Consider the following 22,179-nt stretch of genomic DNA (forward strand, 5'->3'; position numbering starts at 1 on the left):
TCACTTCCTCGGGTCGAAGGCATCGCGAGCGGACTCGCCGATAAACACCAGCAAACTCAACATCAGCGCCAGCACCGCGAACGCGCTCATGCCCAGCCACGGTGCCTGCAGGTTGGATTTGCCCTGGGCCACCAGTTCACCCAGCGACGGGCTGCCGGCCGGCAAGCCGAAGCCGAGGAAGTCCAGCGCGGTCAGGGTGCCGATGGCACCGGTGAGGATGAACGGCATGAAGGTCATGGTCGAGACCATCGCGTTGGGCAGAATGTGGCGGAACATGATCGCGCCGTTCTGCATGCCCAGCGCCCGTGCCGCACGCACGTATTCGAGGTTGCGGCCACGCAGGAACTCGGCGCGCACCACGTCGACCAGGCTCATCCACGAAAACAGCAGCATGATCCCCAGCAGCCACCAGAAATTCGGCTGGACGAAACTGGCAAGGATGATCAGCAGGTACAGCACCGGCAATCCCGACCAGATCTCCAGAAAGCGTTGCCCGGCCAGATCGACCCAGCCGCCATAGAAACCCTGCAGCGCGCCGGCGATCACGCCGATGATCGAGCTGAGCACGGTCAGCGTCAGGGCAAACAGTACGGAAATGCGGAAGCCGTAGATCACCCGCGCGAGCACATCGCGGCCCTGATCGTCGGTGCCGAGCAGGTTGTCCGCCGACGGCGGGGCCGGGGCCGGGACTTTCAGGTCGTAGTTGATGCTCTGGTAGCTGTAGGGGATCGGCGCCCACAACACCCACGCATCCTTGGCCTTGAGCAGTTCGCGGATGTACGGGCTCTTGTAGTTGGCTTCCAGCGGGAATTCGCCGCCGAAGGTGGTTTCCGGGTAGCGCTTGATCGCCGGGAAGTACCAGTGGTTGTCGTAATGCACCACCAGCGGCTTGTCGTTGGCGATCAGTTCGGCACCGAGGCTCAGGCCGAACAGGATCAGAAACAGCCACAGCGACCACCAGCCACGCTTGTTGGCCTTGAACAGTTCGAACCGGCGGCGGTTGAGAGGGGACAGGTTCATCTCAATGCTCCCGGCTGGCGAAGTCGATGCGCGGATCGACCAGGGTGTAGGTGAGGTCGCCGATCAGTTTCACCACCAGCCCCAGCAGGGTGAAGATGAACAGGGTGCCGAACACCACCGGGTAATCGCGGTTGATCGCCGCTTCGAAACTCATCAGACCCAGACCGTCGAGGGAGAAGATCACCTCCACCAGCAACGAGCCGGTGAAGAAGATGCCGATGAACGCCGACGGAAACCCGGCAATCACCAGCAGCATGGCGTTGCGGAACACGTGGCCGTAGAGCACGCGATTGCGCGTCAGGCCCTTGGCCTTGGCGGTGACCACGTACTGCTTGTTGATCTCGTCGAGGAAGCTGTTTTTGGTCAGCAGGGTCATGGTCGCGAAGTTGCCGATCACCAGCGCGGTTACCGGCAGCGCGAGGTGCCAGAAGTAGTCGAGGATCTTGCCGCCCAGGCTCAGTTCATCGAAGTTGTTCGAGGTCAGCCCGCGTAGCGGGAACCAGTCCAGATAACTGCCGCCGGCAAACACCACGATCAGCAGAATCGCAAAGAGGAACGCCGGAATCGCGTAGCCGATGATGATCGCCGAGCTGGTCCACACGTCGAAGTGGCTGCCGTGCCGCGTGGCCTTGGCGATCCCCAGCGGGATCGACACCAGGTACATGATCAGCGTGCTCCACAGCCCGAGCGAGATCGATACCGGCATCTTTTCCTTGATCAGGTCGATAACCTTGGCGTCGCGGAAAAAACTGTCGCCGAAATCCAGCTTCGCGTAGTTCTTGACCATGATCCACAGACGTTCCGGGGCCGACTTGTCGAACCCGTACATGTGTTCGATTTCCTTGATCAGCGCCGGGTCGAGGCCTTGCGCGCCACGATACGCGGAGCCGGCCACCGAGACCTCGGCACCGCCACCGGCGATGCGGCTGGTGGCGCCTTCGAAGCCTTCGAGCTTGGCGATCATCTGCTCCACCGGGCCGCCGGGCGCGGCCTGGATGATCACAAAGTTGATCAGCAGGATGCCGAACAGGGTCGGGATGATCAGCAGCAGTCGCCGAAAGATATACGCCAGCATCTGATTACTCCGTGCCCACAGGGTCGGCTTGCAGTTTGGTTTCGACTTCTATGGCGGGCTTCGCGTCAGGCTTGACCCACCAGGTGTTAATCCCGATGTCGTATTTGGGCGAGACTTTCGGGTGACCGATGTGGTTCCAGTACGCCACGCGCCAGGTCTTGATGTGCCAGTTGGGGACCACGTAGTAACCCCATTGCAGCACCCGATCCAGCGCCCGGGCGTGCGCCACCAGGCTGCTGCGCGAGTCGGCGTTGATCAGGTTCTCCACCAGTTGATCGACGATCGGATCCTTCAGGCCCATGGTGTTGCGGCTGCTCGGTTTGTCGGCGGCGGCGCTCATCCAGAATTCGCGCTGCTCGTTGCCCGGCGAGTTGGATTGCGGGAAGCTGCCGACCATCATGTCGAAGTCCCGCGAGCGCACGCGGTTGATGTATTGCGAAACGTCGACACGGCGGATCACCAGATCGATGCCGAGGTCGGCCAGATTGCGTTTGAACGGCAGCAGCACGCGTTCGAATTCGGTCTGCGCCAGAAGGAACTCGATGACCACCGGTTTGCCGCTGGCGTCGACCATTTTGTCGTCGACGATCTTCCAGCCAGCCTCTTGCAGCAATTGATAGGCCTCACGCTGCTGTGCGCGGATCATGCCGCTGGCGTCGGTCTTCGGGTTCTCGAAGGCTTCGCTGAACACCTGCGCCGGCAGTTTGCTGCGAAACGGTTCGAGGATCGCCCGTTGCTCGGCGTCGGGCAGGCCGGTGGCGGCCATTTCCGAGTTCTCGAAATAGCTGCGGGTGCGGAAGTAGGCACCGTTGAACAGCTGCTTGTTGGTCCACTCGAAATCGAACAGCAGGCCGAGCGCCTGACGCACCCGCACATCCTGAAACACCGGGCGGCGCAGGTTGAAGACGAAGCCCTGCATGCCGGTCGGGTTGCTGTTGGCGATCTGTTCCTTGATCAGCCGGCCTTCGGTCACGGCCGGGATGTTGTAAGCGTTGGCCCAGTTCTTCGCGGTCATTTCCAGCCAGTAATCGAACTGGCCGGCCTTCAGCGCTTCGACGGCGACGGTGTTGTCGCGGTAGTAATCGGTGGTCATTACGTCGAAGTTGTAGAACCCGCGATTGACCGGCAGATCCTTGCCCCAGTAGTCCTTGACCCGTTCATAGCGCACCGAGCGCCCGGCTTTCACTTCGGCGACCTTGTACGGGCCGCTGCCCAGCGGGATCTCCAGATTGCCCTTGGAAAAATCACGATTGGCCCACCAGTGTTTCGGCAGCACCGGGAGCTGACCGAGGATCAGCGGTAACTCGCGATTGTTGGTGTGCTTGAACTTGAACAGCACCTTGAGCGGGTCTTCGGCGATGGCCTCTTCGACATCGCTGTAGTAGCCGCGAAACAGCGGCGAGCCGTCCTTGGTCAGGGTCTGGAAGCTGAACACCACGTCTTCGGCGCGCACCGGATGGCCATCGTGAAAACGCGCTTCCGGGCGCAGGTAGAAACGCACCCAGCTGTTGTCCGGGGCTTTCTCGATCTTCGCGGCGATCAGGCCGTACTCGGTGAACGGTTCGTCGAGACTGTGCTTGGTCAGGGTGTCGTAGATCTGCCCGACGTCATCGGCCGGCACGCCTTTGCTGATGAACGGGTTGAGGCTGTCGAAGCCGCCGAACCCGGCCTGACGGAAGATCCCGCCCTTGGGCGCGTCGGGGTTCACGTAATCGAACTGCTTGAAGTCCGCCGGGTATTTCGGCGGCTCGTTGTACAGGGTCACAGCGTGTTGCGGGGCGGCAATCGCCAGCCCGGCGAACAGCAGACCGCTGGCCTGCACGAGCAGGGCGCGGATGGGCGTCATTTATTGTTCTCCGAAGATTTCAGCCACCACGCGCTCAGGCCCAGGGTGTAGGGCGGCGTGGTGACGAAGGCCAACCGGTTGCGGTAGGCCAGTCGGTGATAATTGAGGTACCAGTTGGGAATGCTGTAGTGCTGCCAGAGCAGCACGCGGTCCAGCGCCTTGCCGGCGGCGACCTGTTCGTCGCGGGTTTGCGCGGCGAGCAATTGTTCGAGCAGGTGATCGACCACCGGGTTGGCAATACCGGCGTAATTCTTGCTGCCCTTGACCCCGACCTGACTGGAATGGAAGTACTGCCATTGCTCCAGACCCGGGCTGAGGGTCTGGTTGAGGGTCATCAGGATCATGTCGAAATCGAACTGGTCCAGGCGCTGTTTGTATTGAGCGCGATCCACCGTGCGCAGGCGCGCGTCGATGCCGATGCTGTTGAGGTTCTCGATATAGGGCTGGAGGATCCGCTCAAGGTTCGGATTGACCAGCAACAGTTCGAAGCTCAGCGGCTGCCCTGCGGTGTTTTGCAGGCGCTGGCCGTTGAGCTTCCAGCCGGCCTCGGCGAGCAGGGCCAGGGCCTTGCGCATGGTCTCTCGCGGGATGCCACGGCCATCGGTTTGCGGCAGGCTGAACGGCTCGGTGAACAGCTTCGCGGGCAACTGATCCTTGTACGGCTTGAGCATCAGCCATTCATGCCCGACCGGCAGCCCCGTCGCGGAAAACTCGCTGTTAGGGTAGTAGCTGGTGGTGCGCTGGTAGGCATCGCTGAACAGCGCGCGGTTGGTCCATTCGAAGTCGAACATCAGGCCCAGCGCTTCGCGCACCTTGACGTCGCTGAAGGTCGCGCGTCGGGTGTTCATGAACAGGCCCTGGCTCTGGGTCGGGATCTGGTGCGGAATCTGCGCCTTGATCACTTCGCCACGGCGCACCGCCGGAAAGTTGTAGCCGTTGGCCCAGTTCTTTGCCTGATGCTCGATGTAGATGTCGAATTCGCCGGCCTTGAACGCTTCGAAGGCCACGTCGCTGTCGCGGTAGAACTCGACTTCCATGCGATCGAAGTTGTACTTGCCGCGATTGACCGGCAGGTCCTTGCCCCAGTAATCCTTGACCCGCTCGAAAATCAGCTGCCGCCCCGGCGTTACCGAGGTGATGCGGTACGGGCCACTGCCCAGCGGTGGCTCGAAGGTGGTGGCCTTGAAGTCGCGATCCTTCCAGTAATGCTGCGGCAGCACCGGCAACTCGCCGAGGCGCAGGATCAGTAACGGATTGCCCGAGCGTTTCATCACGAAACGAATGCGCTGCGGGTTGAGGATGTCGACCCGCGAGACTTCCTGCAGGGCGGTGCGGTACAGCGGGTGGCCGTCCTTGAGCAGTGTTCGGTAGGAGAACGCCACGTCGTAAGCGGTGATCTGGGTGCCGTCGTGAAAGCGTGCTTCCGGGCGCAGATTGAACACCACCCAGCTGCGATCTTCGCTGTACTCCACCGATTGCGCGATTAAGCCATAACTGGACGCCGGTTCGTCACCGGACGGCGAATACTGGCCGGTGCCGACCATCAGCGGCTCGTTCAGCTCGTTGATGCCGTACTGCAGGAAATTCGGTGTGGTGACCGGGCTGGTGCCCTTGAACGTGTATGGATTGACCGTATCGAAGGTGCCGAACGCCATCACCCGCAACGTACCGCCCTTGGGCGCTTGCGGGTTGACCCAGTCGAAGTGGGTAAATCTGGCCGGGTACTTGAGCGTGCCGAACTGCGCATAACCGTGACTCTCGGTAATCGTCGCGCTTGCGGGTGAGCTCAAGGCCAGGCTGATCAGGAGCAGGAGGAGGGGACGCTTCAAGTCAGATCCGATCCAGGCGGCTTGGGCTTTGTGGGCCGTACAGTAACAGCTTGTATGGACAGGAAAAAGATAGCGGGTTAATGGGCTGTTAATCGGCGTGCAATGCTTGCCCGGTTTGCATTGTAGCGAGGGGATTTATCCCCGATGGACTGCGCAGCAGTCCCCGTGGTTTTTGGAAGGCAGGGGCCGCTTCGCGCCCCATCGGGGATAAATCCCCTCACCACAAGGAATCCATCGGGGACAAAAATTCTGGCAATAAAAAAGCCCCTGAAAATTCAGGGGCTCTTCTGTCAGTGCGGCTGGTAGACCGTGAGCATCTGCCCAGGCTTGAGGGCCTTGCCGGCACCCGGGTTCCAGCGCTTGAGATGCTGCATCTCGACGTTGAAACGCTTGGCCACCACGTACAGGGTGTCGCCACGCTTGACCTTGTACTGGGTCTGCTGCTGGCTGTCGGCCTTGCCTTTGGGCTTGCTGTTGGCAGCGATCACCGTGTTGACCCGGCCACCGCTGCGCGCCGGGGTGCGCTTGGTGTTGTCCTGCATCACCAGGGTCTGGCCGACCTTGAGGTTCTTGCCGGTCAGCTTGTTCCAGCGCTGCAGATCCTTGACTTCGACGTTGTTGGCCTTGGCGATGGAGCCGAGATTGTCGCCGCGTTTGACCCGGTAAGCGCGCTTGAGCTTCGCCACTTCAGTCGGGTCGGCACCGTCGAACACCGGCTTCAGCGAACGCGGGCTGATGAGCTCTTCAGGCCGCATGGTCTGCAGGCTGGCGGTCAGCAATTGCGCCTTGGACGTCGGCACCAGCAGATGCTGAGGGCCGTCGATGGTGGTGCGCTGCTTGAAGGCCGGGTTGAGCTGGAACAGCTCGTCTTCGTCGATGTTGGCCACCGCCGCAACCTTGGACAGGTCCATGCGCTGGTTGATTTCGACGACCTGGAAATAGGGTTCGTTGGCGATCGGGTTGAGGTTCACCCCGTAGGCTTCCGGGGCCAGCACCACTTGCGACAGGGCCAGCAGCTTCGGCACGTAAGCCTGGGTTTCCGCCGGCAACGACGACAGGTTCCAGTAGTCGGTCGGCAGGCCCAGCTTCTCGTTACGTTCGATGGCGCGGCTCACCGTGCCTTCACCGGCGTTATAGGCCGCCAGGGCCAGCAGCCAGTCACCGTTGAACATGTCGTGCAGACGAGTCAGGTAGTCCATCGCGGCGGTGGTCGAGGCGGTGATATCGCGACGGCCATCATAGAAGCGGGTCTGGCGCAGGTTGTAGTAACGACCGGTGGACGGGATGAATTGCCACAGGCCCGATGCGTCGGCCCGGGAATAGGCCATCGGGTTGTAGGCGCTCTCGATCACTGGCAGCAGGGCCAGTTCCAGCGGCATATTGCGCTCTTCGAGGCGTTCGACGATGTAATGAATGTAGAGACTGCCGCGTTCGCCGGCGTTCTCCAGAAAGGACGGGTTGCTGGCAAACCACAGCCGCTGCTGCTCGATGCGCGGGTTGACGCCCAGGCCGTCCTGCAGCTGGAAACCACCGCGCATGCGCTCCCAGATGTCCTGAGGCACCTGCGGGCTAGGCTTTTCGCTGAGCCAGATCGGTTTCTGCTTGGCTCGCGCAGCAATGTTCGGCGTATGGCTCGCTTCAGGTTGCGGAGCATGGCTGGAACAGCCCGCCAACGTGGCGGACACAGCCACCGCGATGGCTTGCGCCAGGCGGGTCAGCGTGTCTGAATTGACGGACTTACGTATGGATGACGACATTGGCTGGAAGTAAGTTCCGGGCAAAAATGTCGGGCGATTCTAGAAAGCGCACCCCCTGCGGTCAACCATTCAGAATTTTTGTACCAGCTGGTGAGTCACTTAGAACTTATCTTTCCATGCCCGCAGAGCCGCAAAAACCTCACTCGGCGCCCGGTTTTGAGCGCCTGCCCGTTCGTCCACTTTTTGTGTAACTAATGTTTCAGCGGTACGCAAAAACGGATTTGTGAGCTGTTCCAGGGCCAGGGTCGAGGGCAGGGTCATCACGCCTTTTTCCCGTTGCCGAGTGACTTTTTCCAGACGGGCGGCAATGTCCGGGTTGCTCGGTTCGACTGCCGCAGCAAACTTCAGATTGCTCAGGGTGTATTCATGGGTGCAATACACCAGCGTATCCTCGGGCAAGCTGGCGAGGCGGCTGAGCGAGTGGTGCATCTGTTCTGGCGTACCTTCGAACAGACGTCCGCAACCGGCGGCGAACAGGGTGTCGCCGCAAAACAGCAGGCCGTGGTGGTAATAGGCAATGTGGCCTAGGGTGTGACCGGGCACCGCATAGACATCGAAGTCCCAGCCAAGCACGCTGACCTTGTCGTTGTCCTTGAGCGCCACGTCGCGCCCCGGGATGTTTTCGCTGGCCGGGCCGTAGACTGTGGCGCCGCTTGCCGCTTTCAGGCGTTCGACGCCGCCGACGTGATCGTGATGGTGATGGGTGATCAGAATGTCGCTCAACACCCAGCCCGGGTGCGCGGCCAGCCAGGCCTGCACCGGCGCGGCATCGCCCGGGTCGACCACGGCGCAACGCTGGGTGCGGTGATCCTGTAACAACCAGATGTAGTTGTCGGTGAACGCGGGCAGGGCACTGATCTGTATCATCGTCGGAATTCGCCAAGCGGAAAACATTGGCGCATCTTAGAGCTTCTAGCGGCGTTGGAGAATGACATGACCGATAAAGCGTTCGCTCAGGCCGATCCCGACTGGCTGGCGTTGATCGGCGCGGCCCGTGAATGGCTGGCCGGCCCGCTCGGGCAATTTCTGCTGGATGAAGAACGGCGCATGCTCGAAGACGAGTTGGGGCGGTTCTTCGGCGGCTACCTGGTGCATTACGGGCCGTCGGCCCAGACCCCGCCGTCGGCGCCGCAGGTGCAGCGCAACGTGCGGCTCGGCGCGCCGTTGCCGGGTGTCGAGATCGTCTGCGAGGAACAGGCCTGGCCGTTGAGCGAGCACGCCGCCGACGTGGTGGTGTTGCAGCACGGTCTGGATTTCTGTCTGTCGCCCCACGGTTTGCTGCGCGAAGCGGCAAGCAGTGTACGCCCCGGCGGGCATCTGCTGATCATCGGCATCAACCCCTGGAGCACCTGGGGTTTGCGCCACGTATTTGCCCACGACGCCTTGCGCCAGGCACGCTGCATCTCGCCATCGCGGGTCGCCGACTGGCTCAATCTGCTGGGCTTTGCGCTGGAGAAACGCCGCTTCGGGTGCTATCGTCCGCCGCTCGCGTCGCCCAAGTGGCAGGCCCGACTGGCCGGCTGGGAACGCAAGGCCGGCGACTGGCAACTGTCGGGCGGTGGCTTCTATTTATTGGTCGCGCGCAAGATCGTGGTCGGCCTGCGCCCGGTGCGTCAGGAGCGTCGCGAGCCGATGGGCAAGCTGATTCCGCTGCCGATGGCCAAGGTCAACCGCCGTCGTATCGAACCGTAAACCTTCTTTTTATAGTGGCCGGACTTGTTCCGGCCGCGGCCATCGTCGATCCGCGATTGACGGGGCCAGGCATTTTTCTGGATAGAGTGGCATGAGCGAAAGCGTCGATAGCGTAGAACTGTTCACCGACGGTGCCTGCAAGGGCAACCCCGGCCCGGGCGGCTGGGGCGCCTTGCTGGTGTGCAAGGGCGTCGAAAAGGAACTGTGGGGCGGCGAAGCCAACACCACCAACAATCGCATGGAACTGCTCGGCGCCATCCGTGGCCTCGAAGCCTTGAAGCGTCCGTGCGAAGTGCTGCTGGTGACCGACTCGCAATACGTGATGAAGGGCATCAACGAGTGGATGGCCAACTGGAAAAAGCGCGGCTGGAAGACGGCGGCGAAAGAACCGGTGAAAAACGCTGACCTGTGGAAAGAGCTGGACGAGCAGGTCAACCGGCACAAGGTCACCTGGAAGTGGGTGCGCGGGCACATTGGCCATCACGGTAACGAACGGGCTGACCAGTTGGCCAACCGTGGGGTGGATGAGGTTCGCGGGTACAAGCAGAGCTGATTAACGGCGCTGCACTGTGGTACGGCCCATTCGCGAGCAGGCTCGCTCCCACATTGGAATGCGCTTCCCTGTGGGAGCGAACCTGCTCGCGAATGGGGCGACACGGTCTGACTGAAACACCCCCACCGAGCGTGTTAACATCGCCGCTTTTGCACGATTGACCCCGTTGAGAATTGAACACTGATGGCCACCAGATCCGTTTGTATCCTCTCGATTGTCAACGCCTCTGTAAAAAATATTTTTTTGCCCCCAAACCCCCGCGTCCTCTGACCCCCAGAGGCCCAGCGTCTCCTGAAAAACCTCTGAATTCGTAAAAAGTGTAAAAAAGGGCCCTATTTGGGCCCTTCTGTTTACGTTTTGGATCAGCCCTACCTGAGCTGGTGGAGGTCTCTGACCAGGTGGGGTGGCGTTCGAGGCGTGGCCGCATCTCGTGTAGAGCTATGAGCGTTTGTGGAGCGCACGCAGAGGGAACCACAGGGGTTACCGGATCATTGAACACAGCGTAGGGGGCACACTCTGGCGTGGTGCCAGCATGCATGCATCCTGCTACTATTATTGTTCCTGTCTGCTTTCAAATCTCGAACGCAGTTGGGGGCTGTGAGGCCCCCAGGAATGCTAACAATGATCATTGAGTTGCAATGGAAGCAGCATCTTGAAAAAACCACCCAAAAAATTGCCTTCCAAATTTTCGGCTGGGCTTGAAGAGCTTAGGGACTGGTGTAAGCAGAAGAAGGAAATGGCCCGACGATGGCTTCACAAAAACATCGTGTATCGCTGCTGGATTGCAGTGTTCGGATGTATAAGAATTGTTCTTCTTCCAATTTGTAGGTTTATGAGTTCAGCGGTTGGGTCGTTGATCATTGCATTGCTGACAATCGGTAGTGCTGCGATTGTTTCGGTTACAAGTACTGAGATTTTCAAAGAGTATCAAGCTGCGAGCAATTGGGAGTCTTTTACAACTACTGCGCATTTATGGCCGGCTGTTATTTGTTCCCTATTTGCCGTCGCAGCAGTAGCTATGCGTGAGGTTGGGGTTGTCGACTCTGTTAAGAAAAAAGAGCGTGATCTTGAGAAGCAACTCAGCACAATGCCACCGAAGCAGTTTTTGGCGGCCTACAGTGAAGTGGTCATCAAGACGCGGTTCCTCTATGAAACTCAAATACTTGCCGAATCGCTGACGTCTGATTCAATTAGTGCCGATATACGCCTGGTTATGCTCAACGTGCTGATGCTCGCGAGAAATTGGGACAGTGCCTTAAATGATACTTATCGCGCCAATATTATGTTGATCGAGGATGATAAGGCACGGTGTACTTCGCAACTGTCTGACTTGATCTGCGAGAGCCCATTCTTTCTGTTTGGCACGAATCTCGATTCAAGAATTGATACTGCTGATGGTGTCCTGTATTTGAAGGATCGCGACTTGTCGACTTTTACCAGTGAGGCCATGGATGCCGAGCCGGATGCCGATATTGAGACAATCTGCTTCCCATTCACGCTTCCGAACACAAAATTGAATACTTATCAGCCGAACATTCCGGGTGCACCAATTGCGACATCTTCACTGCAGCCGCATTACATAGCCGATTGCAGCACCCATTTTTCAGAATGGCTAGATTCTGAGTTTCATGAAGACTCGTATATATCTCCTCACTATAAGGGTGTGGTTGAAAAGTACTATTCTAAACATCGGTTTGCAGGTTCGATTTTAGCTATCCCGTTGTTTACGAAGGATCTTGGCGAGAGAAAAACCAGGGTTGGCTGTTTTAATATTTATAAAAGCAAGAAAAATATTCTAATGGGCGACAGTCGTAATGATCAGTTTGTAGAGCTCTTGCAGCCAATTTGCTCGATCTTGTCTGATATGATATGTTTATACCGTACATATAGCGATGCGGAGCCTAAAGACGATGCGTGAGCTCAACATTGATAGCGGTTTCTCTTCGGTGCTGGCCGAGGGTATGTCCGGCGAGGCCGACCTCAAAAGCATTGCACTCGCGAAGATATACAATAATCGTGCCTCGCGTGAAGATTTACGAGCTTCCATGATTGCTAAGGCGCGAGAAGTCGTTGAGAACGGGATCGAGTCACTTGAAATGGTGACTGTAGTCGAGCACCGCTAAGATTTTTATATCTAATTGTTATTACCTTAAAGCCACCTGCGGGTGGCTTTTTTGTGCTCGGCTTTAGGTGGCTAGATACCGGGTTGTGCAATACGCACTTGAGATCATGCCGGGTCGTTTTGCGTTGTTAACTCGGTCTTGGCAGACAAATTTGCCAAGATCCTGCCGATCTTGTCGTCGTTGAATGGGAGCCCGGCTTAGTAGGCCGAGACGGCGCCAGTCATTTCCGGTTGCAATGAATCTGTCACATCGACAGATAAGCCGACCTTTCGCATGTCGCGAAAATACGTTCATTAGCCCAGTTGACCTACGGTGGCACTGTAATACCATTGATGGGATCCAATTGCCTTCTGAGGAGAAAGGTATGACTGAGCGTTGCGTAGGATTGGTTGTGTCGGCAAGCGATGTCACCGTAGTAGATACGATGATTCCAGATGATGCTGCTGAACCAGTTACTTTGATGATGGATGATACCTGGAAGCTTGCGACGGGGGATCGGTCTCAGGCTTACAACACACTTGCCCAGCGTTGTTCCGCGTACCTCAAAGACAACAATGTGAGTCAGGTGGTGATCAAATCCAGCGCGATTCCTCAGGGCGGTGGAGCGAAGATTGCGCTACTTGAGGGGGCAGAGCTGCGTGGCGTGATCATGGGGGCTGCCGCTTCCGTGTGTAACACCAAATCCGTCAATAAGTCAGCGATCAGCCGTTCTTATGGGAGAAAGGTAGACGAGTGCATTCAGGACGACAGCTTCTGGGACGAAAAGGTAGAGGGCGGAAAGCTGCGCAAAGGTAGCCGGGAGGCGGCGATGCTAGTCGTTTCCCATCGGGGCAAACCATGAACAGCGTCGTTTCAAAGCTGCAACTCGGACACAAACTGGGCAACGGCTTTTTTGGCGAAGTCTTCTTGGGTCAGGATATTGTTCATGGCGAAGTCGCCGTGAAAGTGCTTGGGCGTAAGGCTGAGCATTCCGATGATGACTGGTTGCGCATGAAAAAAGGCTTTCTTGCGGAAGCCCAGCACCTTTCCAAAGCAATGCATCCGAATGTTGTTCAGGTGTATGGAATCGAAGAGCTTGAGGACTGTATTCAGTTTTCCATGGCCTATTGCCCAGGTGGGTCGTTGCAGACTCAGCACGAGGCGGGGCCAATGACGCTTCCATGTGTACGTAAGGTGGCTACGGAGGTTCTCTTTGGCCTGGCCGCGCTGCACAGCCGCAGCATGCTTCACCGAGATATCAAGCCCGGAAACATTTTGTTGGATGCTGCTGGTGTAGCAAAGCTGGGAGATTTTGGCTTGGTAACAGATGACCTGCTGCTTGGGTATGGTTCTGGAGCGGGCTACGCCGATCACATTGCTTTTGAGGTCTGGCGGGGAGGGCCGACCAGTGCAAAGAGTGATATCTGGGCTCTCGGTATGACGCTCTTTCGCTTGCTGCATGGTCAGGAATGGTACTACCTGAAGAACGACGTTCCTGAGGACGTTGTGCCGCTGGGTAAATTCAATGACCGTCTTTGTTGGCTGCCCCACGTCCCAAAGCAGTGGCGTCGAGTAATACGCAAGATGATGACTGACGACACGACGATTCGTTACCAGAACGCAGGGGCAGTGTTAAACGCGATATCTATGTTACCCATCGAGCCTGTGTGGACGGTTTCAACTGTTAGCTCGGAGCTGATCAGGTGGGAGAAACGGTCACCCAAGCGCTTGAACGTAGTTGAATGGAAAATACATTCACCACGTCGGCATGAGTGGGAGGCTTGGAGCGAGCCATTAGGTGAAGGGCGCCGAAAACGGTTAGACGGCTCAATTGAAGTGATTGGTCGAAATCAGGTTGAGCGCGAGCTTGAGTCTTACTTCACGGGTTGGATGTAGGGGGCCCTGATCTCAAACGTCGGGGCAGAATATAGCCATTGACGACATCGGCTGTGGTCAATGGTCGCAAGTCAAAGTGCGCCTGCGCTAAGGCGCGCCGGGACTCTGAGCACACAGGGCAGTATTCGTTTGCCGAGTTGAGCCCTTCTGAAAGCTGCCAGAAAGCATCGCAATGCCTGCATCTGGGCATTATGAGGTTGAGATTTGAACGTTTTCCGCTCATTGGTTTCTCGCCGGTGCTTCTGAGGATTGATATTTATACTGTACACATGACCAGTGGGTGGCGCTAGTGGCATATGACAATCAATTTGTATCCGATGCTATTTCCGGTACGCCTTCTGCGATAACCAGCCTTCACTGGGGCGGTTAGCGTACTCAAATACTCAGCCAGCATAGACCCATTCGACGCAATTAGTAGCGAGTCGTCACATACGGCGTCAGCAGGATCAAGCGTGCACTTTCTAGAAATGACCATTTTTCGGTCATCCAACCAATTCACCATGTGGGCTTGACCAACAAAGGAGTAGTCGATGGCAGTGTCTGAAGAAGAAGCGAAAGCGATCGGAGAGTTTTATGCAGCTGTGGATCGACTCAAGAGTTTACAGATCGTGCGTTCAGACAAATACCTTGGCGATATCGCTGAGTTTTTAGCAAGGTCAGAATTAGGAATGACGATGGCGGAGAGCCAGCGGCAAGTAGGGTATGACGGTCATATTGGTGAGAAAAAACTGCAAGTGAAATACAGTGGTGGGACTAGCACAACGGTTGACGCAGGTGATCCTTCTGCCTACGACGATCTGGTCATTATTCTTGGGCCCCATAGCGTGCTTCGACCAGAAAAAATCAGTGAGCCCTACATTTACTATCGGATTCCGAGCGAAGTTGTCGGGATGAAAGCTGCGCACTCAGATGGGAAAATACGTTTTAGCGTACGTCAAATTCCTCAGTCTTACCGGGTCGTAATCTGTAAAAACTAATCGTTAGTTGTGTGATCGCTTGACTCGCAGGCGGGCGGGGATTATTGCCCCGCTGCCTGTTCACCCATGCAGCCGTCAGTGCGTCGGGCCTTACGCCGCTTCATCCAGTTTGGCGAGCTTCTTGAACATCTCGATTTTCTCAAATTCGAGTTCCTTCAAGATCGTCTGCTTCGCTTCGTTTTTATCAACGCCGCGCTTGGCTTCGTCGAAGTCGATTTTTTTGATTCGCAACTCGATTTCGCTCTCCCGGTTGTGGCCGTTGTTGAAGTCGGGGAACCCTAGGGAAATCACGCAGTGACCATCCATGCTGGAGAGACTGAATCTAAACTTGGCGTCAAGGCGGTGGATCAACAGGCAAGGTCGGTATTCGAGGTTGCTCAGGAAGTCTGAGTCCTCCAAGCTTGTACCGCGCAGATCCAGTCCCCGGATACGTTCTTGCATCCATTCCAATTTATCGGGCAGCGTGTGCTCTTCGTCCGGCACGAGGCCGATATCAACGACTTCCTCGAAAGACACTGTGGCGAATTTGCTATACCGGGTTAGCCCCAGCAGATAATCAAATCGATTTGCGTTGGTAAAGTCGCAGAAGCGAATTTGACGAACCTTGGCTTTTTTTGCGATCTGACCCTGCTCTTTGAAGTGGCTGATTAGATGCTGCGTCACCGCCCGGTTCGTTTCCTTGGTTTCCGGGGCGGTGTGGGTGCTGATCACAACCAGCTCATCCTTGGCTTTATTCTTTTGGATTTCGATTGAAGCTTTGAACCGCTTGCGAGAATCTGCCCAGCTCTTTGAGCGATCAAGACGCTCAATCTCAAAATCCATTCGGATGGCGTCCACACCAGGTACTGGATAGAAGCTTGGCGCGTTCAGAACCGTGAAGTTTTCAAAATCCAGATTCAAGATCTTGTTGATGTCGATCTCGTCAGGGATGCTGTTGATCAGTGTCTCGGTACCGGCCCACTCAATGATTTGAGTCGTAATCTTGGGATTGTCTTCTTTCGCCGTGTACAGCTGCTGGAGCTCCACGAACTCGGTGGGCTTGATTAGGGACAAGGTTAGCGCAGGGATGCTTTGCTCCTTTTCCTGTTGCGAGGTGAAGACGCCACGCTGGCGAAGCAGGCTTTTCAAGTCCCCTTTGGAGACGAATGGCTGAACGAGGTAGCTACGAAGACTCTCGCCCTGTGGCAGGATCGCGCTTTCATCTTCCATATGCATCAAGCAATGCTCCTGAAGTCCGAACGGAAATTGGCTACTTCTACCAACTCGGCTAAGCGTTTATCGGCGATTGAGGCCCTGGCCAGCGAAGCCTGTCGGCTATGCTGGCTGAAGTTATAGTCAGGAAAGGCGATCAATATCTGTTGGGGGAAATCCAAGGCTACTGAGCCGAGGTAGCCGATCAATCGGCGCAACCCCTCTGTACTGAAGTCGTCATCACAGCACACTGCGAGCTTTTTCTTATCGCCTTCGTGGATAAAGAAAGGAATGATCCCACTGGTGAGGTATTCCGCCGGGAGTACATCGCCAGAGGCTATGCGTTGTGAAGGATCAACGTTTTTGCCGGTGGAGGGATACAGGAATTTCACATTCGCAGTACCGAATGTGTTGCGAATGTACGAGATGGCTTCATAGAGAAAACTGGCTCGCCGGTTATCGACCACATAGATCGTGCCGTACGGGAAATCATCCAAACCTCTGCAGCTCGCGACCTCCGTTACCACATCGTGGTCTTTGTCGTCCTTGTCGTTGATCCAGAACAGCACTCCCGAGACGACTTCTGCGCTGATCCCGGTGTATCCGGAATTGAGCTGTTTTTTCTGGGGCGAACGCTTGAAGCACTCCATGGCCATGGCTAGGTCTGTGAAATGGCTTTTGAACGTGTTTGCCGGGGAGGCGGGGTAGGCCATGGTCGAGAATTTCGACGAGATGCACAGGTGCTTCAGCACGCCATCCTCCAAGGGGGATTGGTTTGTGTACACATAGTCGATGCCATGTGCAGACCTTTCGGAGCTTGAAACCTGATGAGCGGTAGGGCGAATGCAATTGACATCAATGCCTTTGACCGCTGCTTTCCAGCCAATGAATTTCAAAAAAGAAAAGACGATGTCCTCTCCGTGCTCACCAATACTTTTAGACCATTCTCCCACTCGGCAGACTCCCCTTTATTTTTTTAAGTGTGTAGCGAGGCCGGCCTCTTGGCTAACCTTGGATTTCGTTTTGAGAATATCCTAACGAGAAAAATCTACTCGGCAAGCAATTTGTTTAAAAATCGTTGAAAGCCTTTGAGTTAGCGGCTTGCGCTAATTTTTCTGCGTGGATTACATGGCTTAGGTAATACATTTTTTGTGTAATTACTTAACTCTACGTGTAAATAATTACACTTTTTGTGAACAGGGTTTCTGTTTGAGTGCATGGATATACAGGAATTCTGTTTAAATACCATGGCCTGAATTTTCTGTTTACTTGTGTTGCCGATTTAGTGTGGATAATAGTTTTGTGCGAGTGTCGTTTACTCGCGGGGCTTTGGACGCGAATGTTGACTGTTTGTGCCCAGATACGGGTGTTGCTCAGTGTGAAAGGATTGACGATCGAGCTGGTCGCCTAGAAGATTCTGCCGTCCCAACACAATTGGAAGTAGCAGATATCTATGGACTGGAAGCTGGAACGGTGCCTCCGTTATCTGTATGTGCTTGAGCTTGAGAACGGAAAATATTATGTCGGGCAAGCTAAGGATCCCGACCGGCGAATCCGTAAGCATTTTAACGGCAGCGGTTCAGAGTGGACGCGTATGCATCGCCCGGTTAGAGAGCTTTCGCGGCAATCTCTTGACGACGTGGACTATCGAACTGGAGAACTGGCAGAGAATGAGCTCGTTCTACAACTGATGCGTCAGCATGGATACCACAACGTGCGTGGTGGCTTTTTCGCCAACACCAGCTCCGAGCACATCGAGAAGAATCTTCTCAGTCACGGTCATGGCTCAATAATTTCGGATGTCAGCTCGCTGGTCGACTTCACGGACGGTTCAGGGCTTGTATCCAACTATTCTTCTCAGGCACCTATGCCGGTCATGTGCGGTGCTGACTACAGTTTGTTTGTGCTTAAACTGGAAGACGAGCACTATTTTGTGGGCTACAGCACGAAGCCCGACGTGCGCATCAAGCGACACTTCGCAGGTAAGGGGGCTGACTGGACGGCGTTACACAAGCCCGTTGAGGTGGTTACGACACGCTCTCTTGGGTTCATTACGGAGACTGAAGCGGCATCCAAGACCGCTGATGCAACACTTGCCCTAATGCGATTGTTTGGCTGGAGGAAAGTGCGCGGCGGTACCTGGAAGTCTATCGACGAGGCTGCCACCTTGAGTCAACTTCGATTGTCTGGCTACCGATACACCTAAACAGCCCCCGCGAATAAGCCCAATCCTGGGAGGTTTTTTTACTCCCTTCGAGTGGGTTTCAGAGTGGACGATCTCACGCCCAAGGGGTGGGCATTTTTCGTGTCCGAGCTGGGAGTATCGGTCAAGATGATCGAAGGTACAGAGGTTCCAAGAAGCGTCGCCTCTCAACTTTTCGGCATCCAGTGATCGGTTTATTGTTATCCGAGATAAGCTTCCAAGCGTTGCTTCAAAGGCTTTCACTCGGAAATACCATTGCTTCGTCCCAACCTCGCGATCCCCTGCTTGATATGCCTGGCATTCTCGCCAATTGTTTCCAGCGCAACCCGAGCATTGTCGCAATGCCTCAGATGACCCTCGCTTCTCCTCCAGCAGCACAAGCTCCATCAGCGCTGCTTCGATCGCCAGTTGGTTTTCGTTCAGTCTTGCCAGTACGTCGGGAAGGGAATATTGCTCGGCCATGACTCGACCCGTTCGGATGGAGAGCATAAGCATAGCAGTGGTTCGGAGACATCCTGGATCGCCTGGCGAGCGGGGGGCATAGACAAGAAAGAGCAAAAAGCTCAGTCCGAGCGATTCCAATGGCGCTGAACGGTGGTTTTTGCCATCCCCAGCTTAATAGCTACTTCAGCCCGCGAAAGACCTTGCTCCTTGAGCACCCGGACGGCCTCTCGTGCTTGGGCTGCTGCCGTAATCCGTGGGTGAACGGGTTGTTCAATTTCCACTGGGATTGAAACCCTCAACAGCTTTAGCGATTTTAGATCCCTTTCAGCATTCTTCAGGATATCGCCGGCGCTCAAATCGTCCTGCACCCCACATACGATTGCCATTAGCGCAACAGGACTGATCTCCAGCGCGTCGGCGAGCTCAATGATGGCCTCCAGGCTTGGTGAGGTCTTCTCATTCTCGATGCGGCTGACATGCGATTGATCGACCTTTTGGCTCAGCGCTTGTTGCGTGAGATCACGTTTAGCTCGCAAGAGCTTCAGGGTCGCGGCAAATGCGGTGCGGACAGACATTTTTCCGTTCCGTAAAAACAGAGCTGTATGCCGCGATTGCCATGATCCACTCAAATGTATATATTCATTCGAGTGGATCTATTGGCTCGTTATTCCGGCGACACGCTTTGGAGGCTCAGCGATGTGATTGCCGTTGGTCATTCAATTTAGCTGTAAATCGAGATCAAGATCGGGAGACAGATCGAATCTCTGCAGCGAACGCTCATCAACTGAGCCTCTGCTCCATTGCTTCGCCTGGCCGTGCTGTGTCCATCAAACATAATGCGTCAACGGCGCCCATCCGAACGCACGGCGGGGGCGGATGTGCGTGAACCACGAACCTCTATTTTTAGTAAAGAAGGGCGGTCTGAATGGTCGATGGTCTCGGCGAGATTTTGCGTGATAGGAGCGTCGCTACCTTGGTGACAGTCCGGCTTGATGATTGATCAACAGAGTCTTTCATGTGTCCCGGCAGCCGTCGCTGTGGCGATGGAAAAGGACTTCGGAGTGCCTGTTACGGCGTACTTATTCGCCGCCATCGACAGTCCACCTGTTCTGATGGGAACGGTTTACGGCGATACCACTGGGCGATTTCGCGAGGGAACCAGCATGCGGACGTCGAGGATCATAGGCGTGCTGTTCATCGATGGTTATTCGCTATTCAGAACCATCGCCGGCAGCCTCTACGTGGTGGTCAGTTGGATACCTGGAGGAAGCAATATTTATATGAATCGCGTTTATCACTGAGTATTTTTTGGCTAGATGCTTTTTTCAACAACTCGCTGCGGCAATCAGGTTGGCGAGGGGTAAGGGCACTGTGAAAGAGCTCCTCTTCGCGTGCAGGGTAGAGCGGTAGGTTTGATTGGCAATGGAAAAAATGAGCGTTACAGATGTTGAGTTGTTGGGGGATTTGTTTTTTGGGCCGGCCACCGTCTTGGGTGGTTCAGGGTTAGACGACGGGGCACTGAAGCAGGCCGCAATGGAATCATTCCCTGAAAAGCGCAGCTGCGTGGTGCGTGAGTGGATGCTCCTCGATTTGATGCTTGAGGATGAGTGTCAGCGGGAGATGAGGGGCCAAGGGTTAGTACCTACCATCCTGTACACCCAAAATCTGGTGTTCGACAGCGCCCAAAAACTTCCTGAGCGAGGCCTATTCAGAACGCATTTTGCGACCTCTGTAGAAGGTTGCTTCTTCGAAACGACCGATACGGTTTTCGTACTCGCTGGCAGAGGCAGTCGTAAGTATGCAAGTCTTTGTGCAATCAGCGCACTGGACTTGGCCATTAAGAGGCAACCGATACGCTAAGCCAAGCAAGCGCATCAGTTTGAACGCAACGAGACAATTCGACACTTTCAGGCAAGCAGACAGCACATCCAAACAGGGTACAACGTAAGCGGGACATTGACCGTGATGACCATGACACCGTCGGGTCGGAGGACGGGCATTTCCGACGACTCGGACTTCACTCTGCTGGTGTCCTTCCGATGCCGCGCGGATACGAACTGAGCGACGCTGCGCTAAAATCGCGCGATGTGAACAAGTGATCAGGTCTATTCGACGGATGAAGCAACAATCTCTCGCCTACAGTGGCTGGACGAGTCGGCCAGCGAGCACGGTTGGAACAATCGCGAGGAAATTAACGCGAGCGTGAGGTGCATCTGCAGCGCCTGCGGCCAATGGTCAGAACCCGCCCAAATCACAAAGTGGTACAACGAAAAGCACGCCTGTTGCCCTTACTGTGGGCTGACCGGCGTTGTTGTTGGCTCCAAGTCGGGATTGCCGCTTGAGGAATACGAGAGCTGTCGAATTCCTGAGTAGCGCACCACCAAACAATTCGCTCGTTGAGCAAATCCAGAACCCGCCATTGAGCGGATTTTGTCATTTATGAAACAGAGGACGAGCCCATGGTTGGTATCCAAATGCCGGGGATTTATTCGAGCCAATCCCGGAGAACGGCTCGAAGCACTTCCTGAATGAGTGCCTGCACCATTTTTTAAGCAAGAAACTGGGCTGCGGATTTAAAGCGGCTCTTTTGTCGCATGGGCATTTCCTTCTCCATTGATTGAAATTTCAACAGGGCTATCGAGGCAGCAACTGTCAGAGCTGTTGCCGTCATAACGTGTTGAACAGATGCAATGGTGAAGGCAAAAAAACCTGCTTTTGAGGCAGGTTTGCATGCTTTTTACGTCGAGCGTGGATGGTTCAGAATCAAGTCGCTTACGTGTTCTCTGCTGAGGTTGCTGACTCATTCAAATGACTCACCAGAGCCTCGCGTAGCGTCTCCAGAGCATCCTGCAGACGCCGCTTCTCTCGCGGGTCATTTCCTGCCGGCACAAAGCTCTCGCAATGCCTGATCAATGCCTCACAGTCGTTTGCATTCAAATCCAACTCAATCATTTTGAATCCGCTCCCGGTGCGCTTTGAGATGTTCCATTTCCCGTACCCACAATCGTAAAAACCGTCGCCAGTCACTGGCGTAACTTCCTTGGGGTAAGCGAGTTGAAAGTATGCTCGCGGCTTCAAATCTTGCGTGCCAAGGTTGGGGGATGTGCTGATCCAGGACGATCACAAAGGGATGGCCATCAGTACCTTCGATTCGAGTCTCTGGAACGGCTTCACGAAGTTCATCGATCGACATGGCGTGGGAGTGGCCAATAGGGTTTTCTAGATCCTCCCTGTCGATTTCAGCGAGGGTGGCCAAAGGGACTTTGGCTTCTGCTGCGCCAGGTTGCAGAACCTCCAAATCCCACAGCGCTTCTCTACGGTTTCGCTCGCGCAGCCACAGGGCTTTTAGATCAGTATCCATCATAATTCCTTACAACATTGACTGTCGGCAATTATCACATGCTTGAGCGGAGGCTAGCCGTGACGATGAGGGAATGGAGGGTACCAATGATAAAATTGCTGCGGAAATTAGCGGTAAGCGTCCGACCAACTCAGCTTCCTGCCCCCAACGCCAAAGACGATGGTGTCCACCTAATGTAAATGGACACCATTTCTAGCCTCTGAAGCGTGTTTTCCATGCAGTCACAACGCCGA

20 protein-coding genes are annotated in these 22,179 nt (G+C 55.7%); 10 read left to right on the forward strand and 10 right to left on the reverse strand.

Annotated elements, in window-relative coordinates; translation table 11 throughout:
• From HDC30_RS10675 to gloB, 6 genes are all read right to left on the reverse strand, one after another.
• A complete protein-coding gene (locus HDC30_RS10675; protein ID WP_007965317.1) occupies window positions 1-1,020 on the reverse strand; it encodes an ABC transporter permease in 1,020 nt (339 codons plus the stop codon).
• A 1-nt stretch (window position 1,021) separates the two neighbouring features.
• Window positions 1,022-2,095: a microcin C ABC transporter permease YejB gene (locus tag HDC30_RS10680; RefSeq protein WP_003224148.1), complete on the reverse strand. Its 1,074-nt coding sequence runs from the start codon at window positions 2,093-2,095 to the stop codon at window positions 1,022-1,024.
• 4 nt (window positions 2,096-2,099) lie between these two features.
• Window positions 2,100-3,941, reverse strand: a complete 1,842-nt coding sequence (locus tag HDC30_RS10685) for an extracellular solute-binding protein (RefSeq protein ID WP_183782850.1) — start codon at window positions 3,939-3,941, stop codon at window positions 2,100-2,102.
• On the reverse strand, window positions 3,938-5,770 hold the full coding sequence (locus tag HDC30_RS10690; RefSeq protein WP_096795959.1) for an extracellular solute-binding protein: 1,833 nt from the start codon (window positions 5,768-5,770) through the stop codon (window positions 3,938-3,940). The genes HDC30_RS10685 and HDC30_RS10690 overlap by 4 nt, the downstream gene beginning before the upstream one ends.
• Window positions 5,771-6,060: 290 nt before the next feature.
• Window positions 6,061-7,527, reverse strand: coding sequence for a LysM peptidoglycan-binding domain-containing protein (locus HDC30_RS10695; protein ID WP_183782860.1), 1,467 nt, complete (start codon window positions 7,525-7,527; stop codon window positions 6,061-6,063).
• Window positions 7,528-7,626: 99 nt separating this feature from the next.
• A complete protein-coding gene (gene gloB, locus HDC30_RS10700) occupies window positions 7,627-8,394 on the reverse strand; it encodes a hydroxyacylglutathione hydrolase (RefSeq protein ID WP_183782862.1) in 768 nt (255 codons plus the stop codon).
• Between the two features lie 66 nt (window positions 8,395-8,460).
• On the opposite strand from gloB, the gene HDC30_RS10705 reads away from it, so the two are divergent.
• From HDC30_RS10705 to HDC30_RS10735, 7 genes are all read left to right on the forward strand, one after another.
• On the forward strand, window positions 8,461-9,219 hold the full coding sequence (locus tag HDC30_RS10705; RefSeq protein ID WP_003224159.1) for a methyltransferase domain-containing protein: 759 nt from the start codon (window positions 8,461-8,463) through the stop codon (window positions 9,217-9,219).
• Between the two features lie 91 nt (window positions 9,220-9,310).
• A complete protein-coding gene (gene rnhA, locus HDC30_RS10710; RefSeq protein ID WP_003224162.1) occupies window positions 9,311-9,772 on the forward strand; it encodes a ribonuclease HI in 462 nt (153 codons plus the stop codon).
• Between the two features lie 652 nt (window positions 9,773-10,424).
• The gene (locus tag HDC30_RS10715; RefSeq protein WP_183782864.1) at window positions 10,425-11,690 is read left to right on the forward strand and encodes a hypothetical protein; all 1,266 of its coding nucleotides are present in this window, start codon (window positions 10,425-10,427) and stop codon (window positions 11,688-11,690) included.
• Window positions 11,683-11,895 carry a hypothetical protein gene (locus tag HDC30_RS10720; protein ID WP_183782866.1) on the forward strand — a complete coding sequence of 71 codons (213 nt, stop codon included), beginning with the start codon at window positions 11,683-11,685 and terminating at the stop codon, window positions 11,893-11,895. The genes HDC30_RS10715 and HDC30_RS10720 overlap by 8 nt, the downstream gene beginning before the upstream one ends.
• Before the next feature lie 364 nt (window positions 11,896-12,259).
• Window positions 12,260-12,736 (forward strand): hypothetical protein, encoded by a 477-nt coding sequence (locus tag HDC30_RS10725; RefSeq protein WP_183782868.1) that lies wholly within the window; start codon window positions 12,260-12,262, stop codon window positions 12,734-12,736.
• Complete coding sequence (locus tag HDC30_RS10730) at window positions 12,733-13,770, forward strand: serine/threonine-protein kinase (RefSeq protein WP_183782870.1); 1,038 nt, start codon at window positions 12,733-12,735, stop codon at window positions 13,768-13,770. The genes HDC30_RS10725 and HDC30_RS10730 overlap by 4 nt, the downstream gene beginning before the upstream one ends.
• 530 nt (window positions 13,771-14,300) lie before the next feature.
• Window positions 14,301-14,747 (forward strand): hypothetical protein, encoded by a 447-nt coding sequence (locus HDC30_RS10735; protein ID WP_183782872.1) that lies wholly within the window; start codon window positions 14,301-14,303, stop codon window positions 14,745-14,747.
• Window positions 14,748-14,837: 90 nt separating this feature from the next.
• Here HDC30_RS10735 and HDC30_RS10740 read toward each other — a convergent pair whose 3' ends face one another.
• The gene (locus HDC30_RS10740; protein WP_183782875.1) at window positions 14,838-15,962 is read right to left on the reverse strand and encodes a hypothetical protein; all 1,125 of its coding nucleotides are present in this window, start codon (window positions 15,960-15,962) and stop codon (window positions 14,838-14,840) included.
• A complete protein-coding gene (locus HDC30_RS10745) occupies window positions 15,962-16,891 on the reverse strand; it encodes a hypothetical protein (RefSeq protein ID WP_183782877.1) in 930 nt (309 codons plus the stop codon). The genes HDC30_RS10740 and HDC30_RS10745 overlap by 1 nt, the downstream gene beginning before the upstream one ends.
• Window positions 16,892-17,391: 500 nt before the next feature.
• Here HDC30_RS10745 and HDC30_RS10750 point away from each other — a divergent pair, with 500 nt between their 5' ends.
• The gene (locus HDC30_RS10750) at window positions 17,392-18,144 is read left to right on the forward strand and encodes a GIY-YIG nuclease family protein (RefSeq protein WP_183782879.1); all 753 of its coding nucleotides are present in this window, start codon (window positions 17,392-17,394) and stop codon (window positions 18,142-18,144) included.
• A gap of 560 nt (window positions 18,145-18,704) precedes the next feature.
• Here HDC30_RS10750 and HDC30_RS10755 read toward each other — a convergent pair.
• Entirely contained in the window at window positions 18,705-19,160 is a 456-nt protein-coding gene (locus HDC30_RS10755; protein WP_065614921.1) for a helix-turn-helix domain-containing protein, read from the reverse strand.
• 417 nt (window positions 19,161-19,577) lie between these two features.
• Here HDC30_RS10755 and HDC30_RS10760 point away from each other — a divergent pair, with 417 nt between their 5' ends.
• Both HDC30_RS10760 and HDC30_RS10765 read left to right on the forward strand, forming a co-directional pair.
• Window positions 19,578-19,886 carry a hypothetical protein gene (locus HDC30_RS10760; RefSeq protein WP_244142285.1) on the forward strand — a complete coding sequence of 103 codons (309 nt, stop codon included), beginning with the start codon at window positions 19,578-19,580 and terminating at the stop codon, window positions 19,884-19,886.
• Between the two features lie 121 nt (window positions 19,887-20,007).
• Window positions 20,008-20,445: a DUF6957 family protein gene (locus tag HDC30_RS10765; protein WP_183782881.1), complete on the forward strand. Its 438-nt coding sequence runs from the start codon at window positions 20,008-20,010 to the stop codon at window positions 20,443-20,445.
• 1,084 nt (window positions 20,446-21,529) lie between these two features.
• On the opposite strand, the gene HDC30_RS10770 is transcribed toward HDC30_RS10765, so the two are convergent.
• Complete coding sequence (locus HDC30_RS10770; RefSeq protein WP_183782883.1) at window positions 21,530-21,946, reverse strand: hypothetical protein; 417 nt, start codon at window positions 21,944-21,946, stop codon at window positions 21,530-21,532.
• Window positions 21,947-22,179: the final 233 nt, after the last annotated feature.

The organism is Pseudomonas sp. JAI115 (assembly GCF_014200835.1).
Taxonomy (GTDB): Bacteria; Pseudomonadota; Gammaproteobacteria; order Pseudomonadales; family Pseudomonadaceae; genus Aquipseudomonas; species Aquipseudomonas putida_A.

Excerpts from the sequence above, each read along its gene's own strand:
- HDC30_RS10675 (WP_007965317.1), bottom strand. The coding sequence starts at position 1,020 with ATGAACCTGTCCCCTCTCAACCGCCGCCGGTTCGAACTGTTCAAGGCC.
- HDC30_RS10680 (WP_003224148.1), bottom strand. The coding sequence starts at position 2,095 with ATGCTGGCGTATATCTTTCGGCGACTGCTGCTGATCATCCCGACCCTG.
- HDC30_RS10685 (WP_183782850.1), bottom strand. The coding sequence starts at position 3,941 with ATGACGCCCATCCGCGCCCTGCTCGTGCAGGCCAGCGGTCTGCTGTTC.
- HDC30_RS10695 (WP_183782860.1), bottom strand. The coding sequence starts at position 7,527 with ATGTCGTCATCCATACGTAAGTCCGTCAATTCAGACACGCTGACCCGC.
- gloB (WP_183782862.1), bottom strand. The coding sequence starts at position 8,394 with ATGATACAGATCAGTGCCCTGCCCGCGTTCACCGACAACTACATCTGG.
- HDC30_RS10705 (WP_003224159.1), top strand. The coding sequence starts at position 8,461 with ATGACCGATAAAGCGTTCGCTCAGGCCGATCCCGACTGGCTGGCGTTG.
- rnhA (WP_003224162.1), top strand. The coding sequence starts at position 9,311 with ATGAGCGAAAGCGTCGATAGCGTAGAACTGTTCACCGACGGTGCCTGC.
- HDC30_RS10720 (WP_183782866.1), top strand. The coding sequence starts at position 11,683 with ATGCGTGAGCTCAACATTGATAGCGGTTTCTCTTCGGTGCTGGCCGAG.
- HDC30_RS10725 (WP_183782868.1), top strand. The coding sequence starts at position 12,260 with ATGACTGAGCGTTGCGTAGGATTGGTTGTGTCGGCAAGCGATGTCACC.
- HDC30_RS10730 (WP_183782870.1), top strand. The coding sequence starts at position 12,733 with ATGAACAGCGTCGTTTCAAAGCTGCAACTCGGACACAAACTGGGCAAC.
- HDC30_RS10735 (WP_183782872.1), top strand. The coding sequence starts at position 14,301 with ATGGCAGTGTCTGAAGAAGAAGCGAAAGCGATCGGAGAGTTTTATGCA.
- HDC30_RS10740 (WP_183782875.1), bottom strand. The coding sequence starts at position 15,962 with ATGCATATGGAAGATGAAAGCGCGATCCTGCCACAGGGCGAGAGTCTT.
- HDC30_RS10750 (WP_183782879.1), top strand. The coding sequence starts at position 17,392 with ATGGACTGGAAGCTGGAACGGTGCCTCCGTTATCTGTATGTGCTTGAG.
- HDC30_RS10755 (WP_065614921.1), bottom strand. The coding sequence starts at position 19,160 with ATGTCTGTCCGCACCGCATTTGCCGCGACCCTGAAGCTCTTGCGAGCT.
- HDC30_RS10760 (WP_244142285.1), top strand. The coding sequence starts at position 19,578 with ATGATTGATCAACAGAGTCTTTCATGTGTCCCGGCAGCCGTCGCTGTG.
- HDC30_RS10765 (WP_183782881.1), top strand. The coding sequence starts at position 20,008 with ATGGAAAAAATGAGCGTTACAGATGTTGAGTTGTTGGGGGATTTGTTT.
- HDC30_RS10770 (WP_183782883.1), bottom strand. The coding sequence starts at position 21,946 with ATGGATACTGATCTAAAAGCCCTGTGGCTGCGCGAGCGAAACCGTAGA.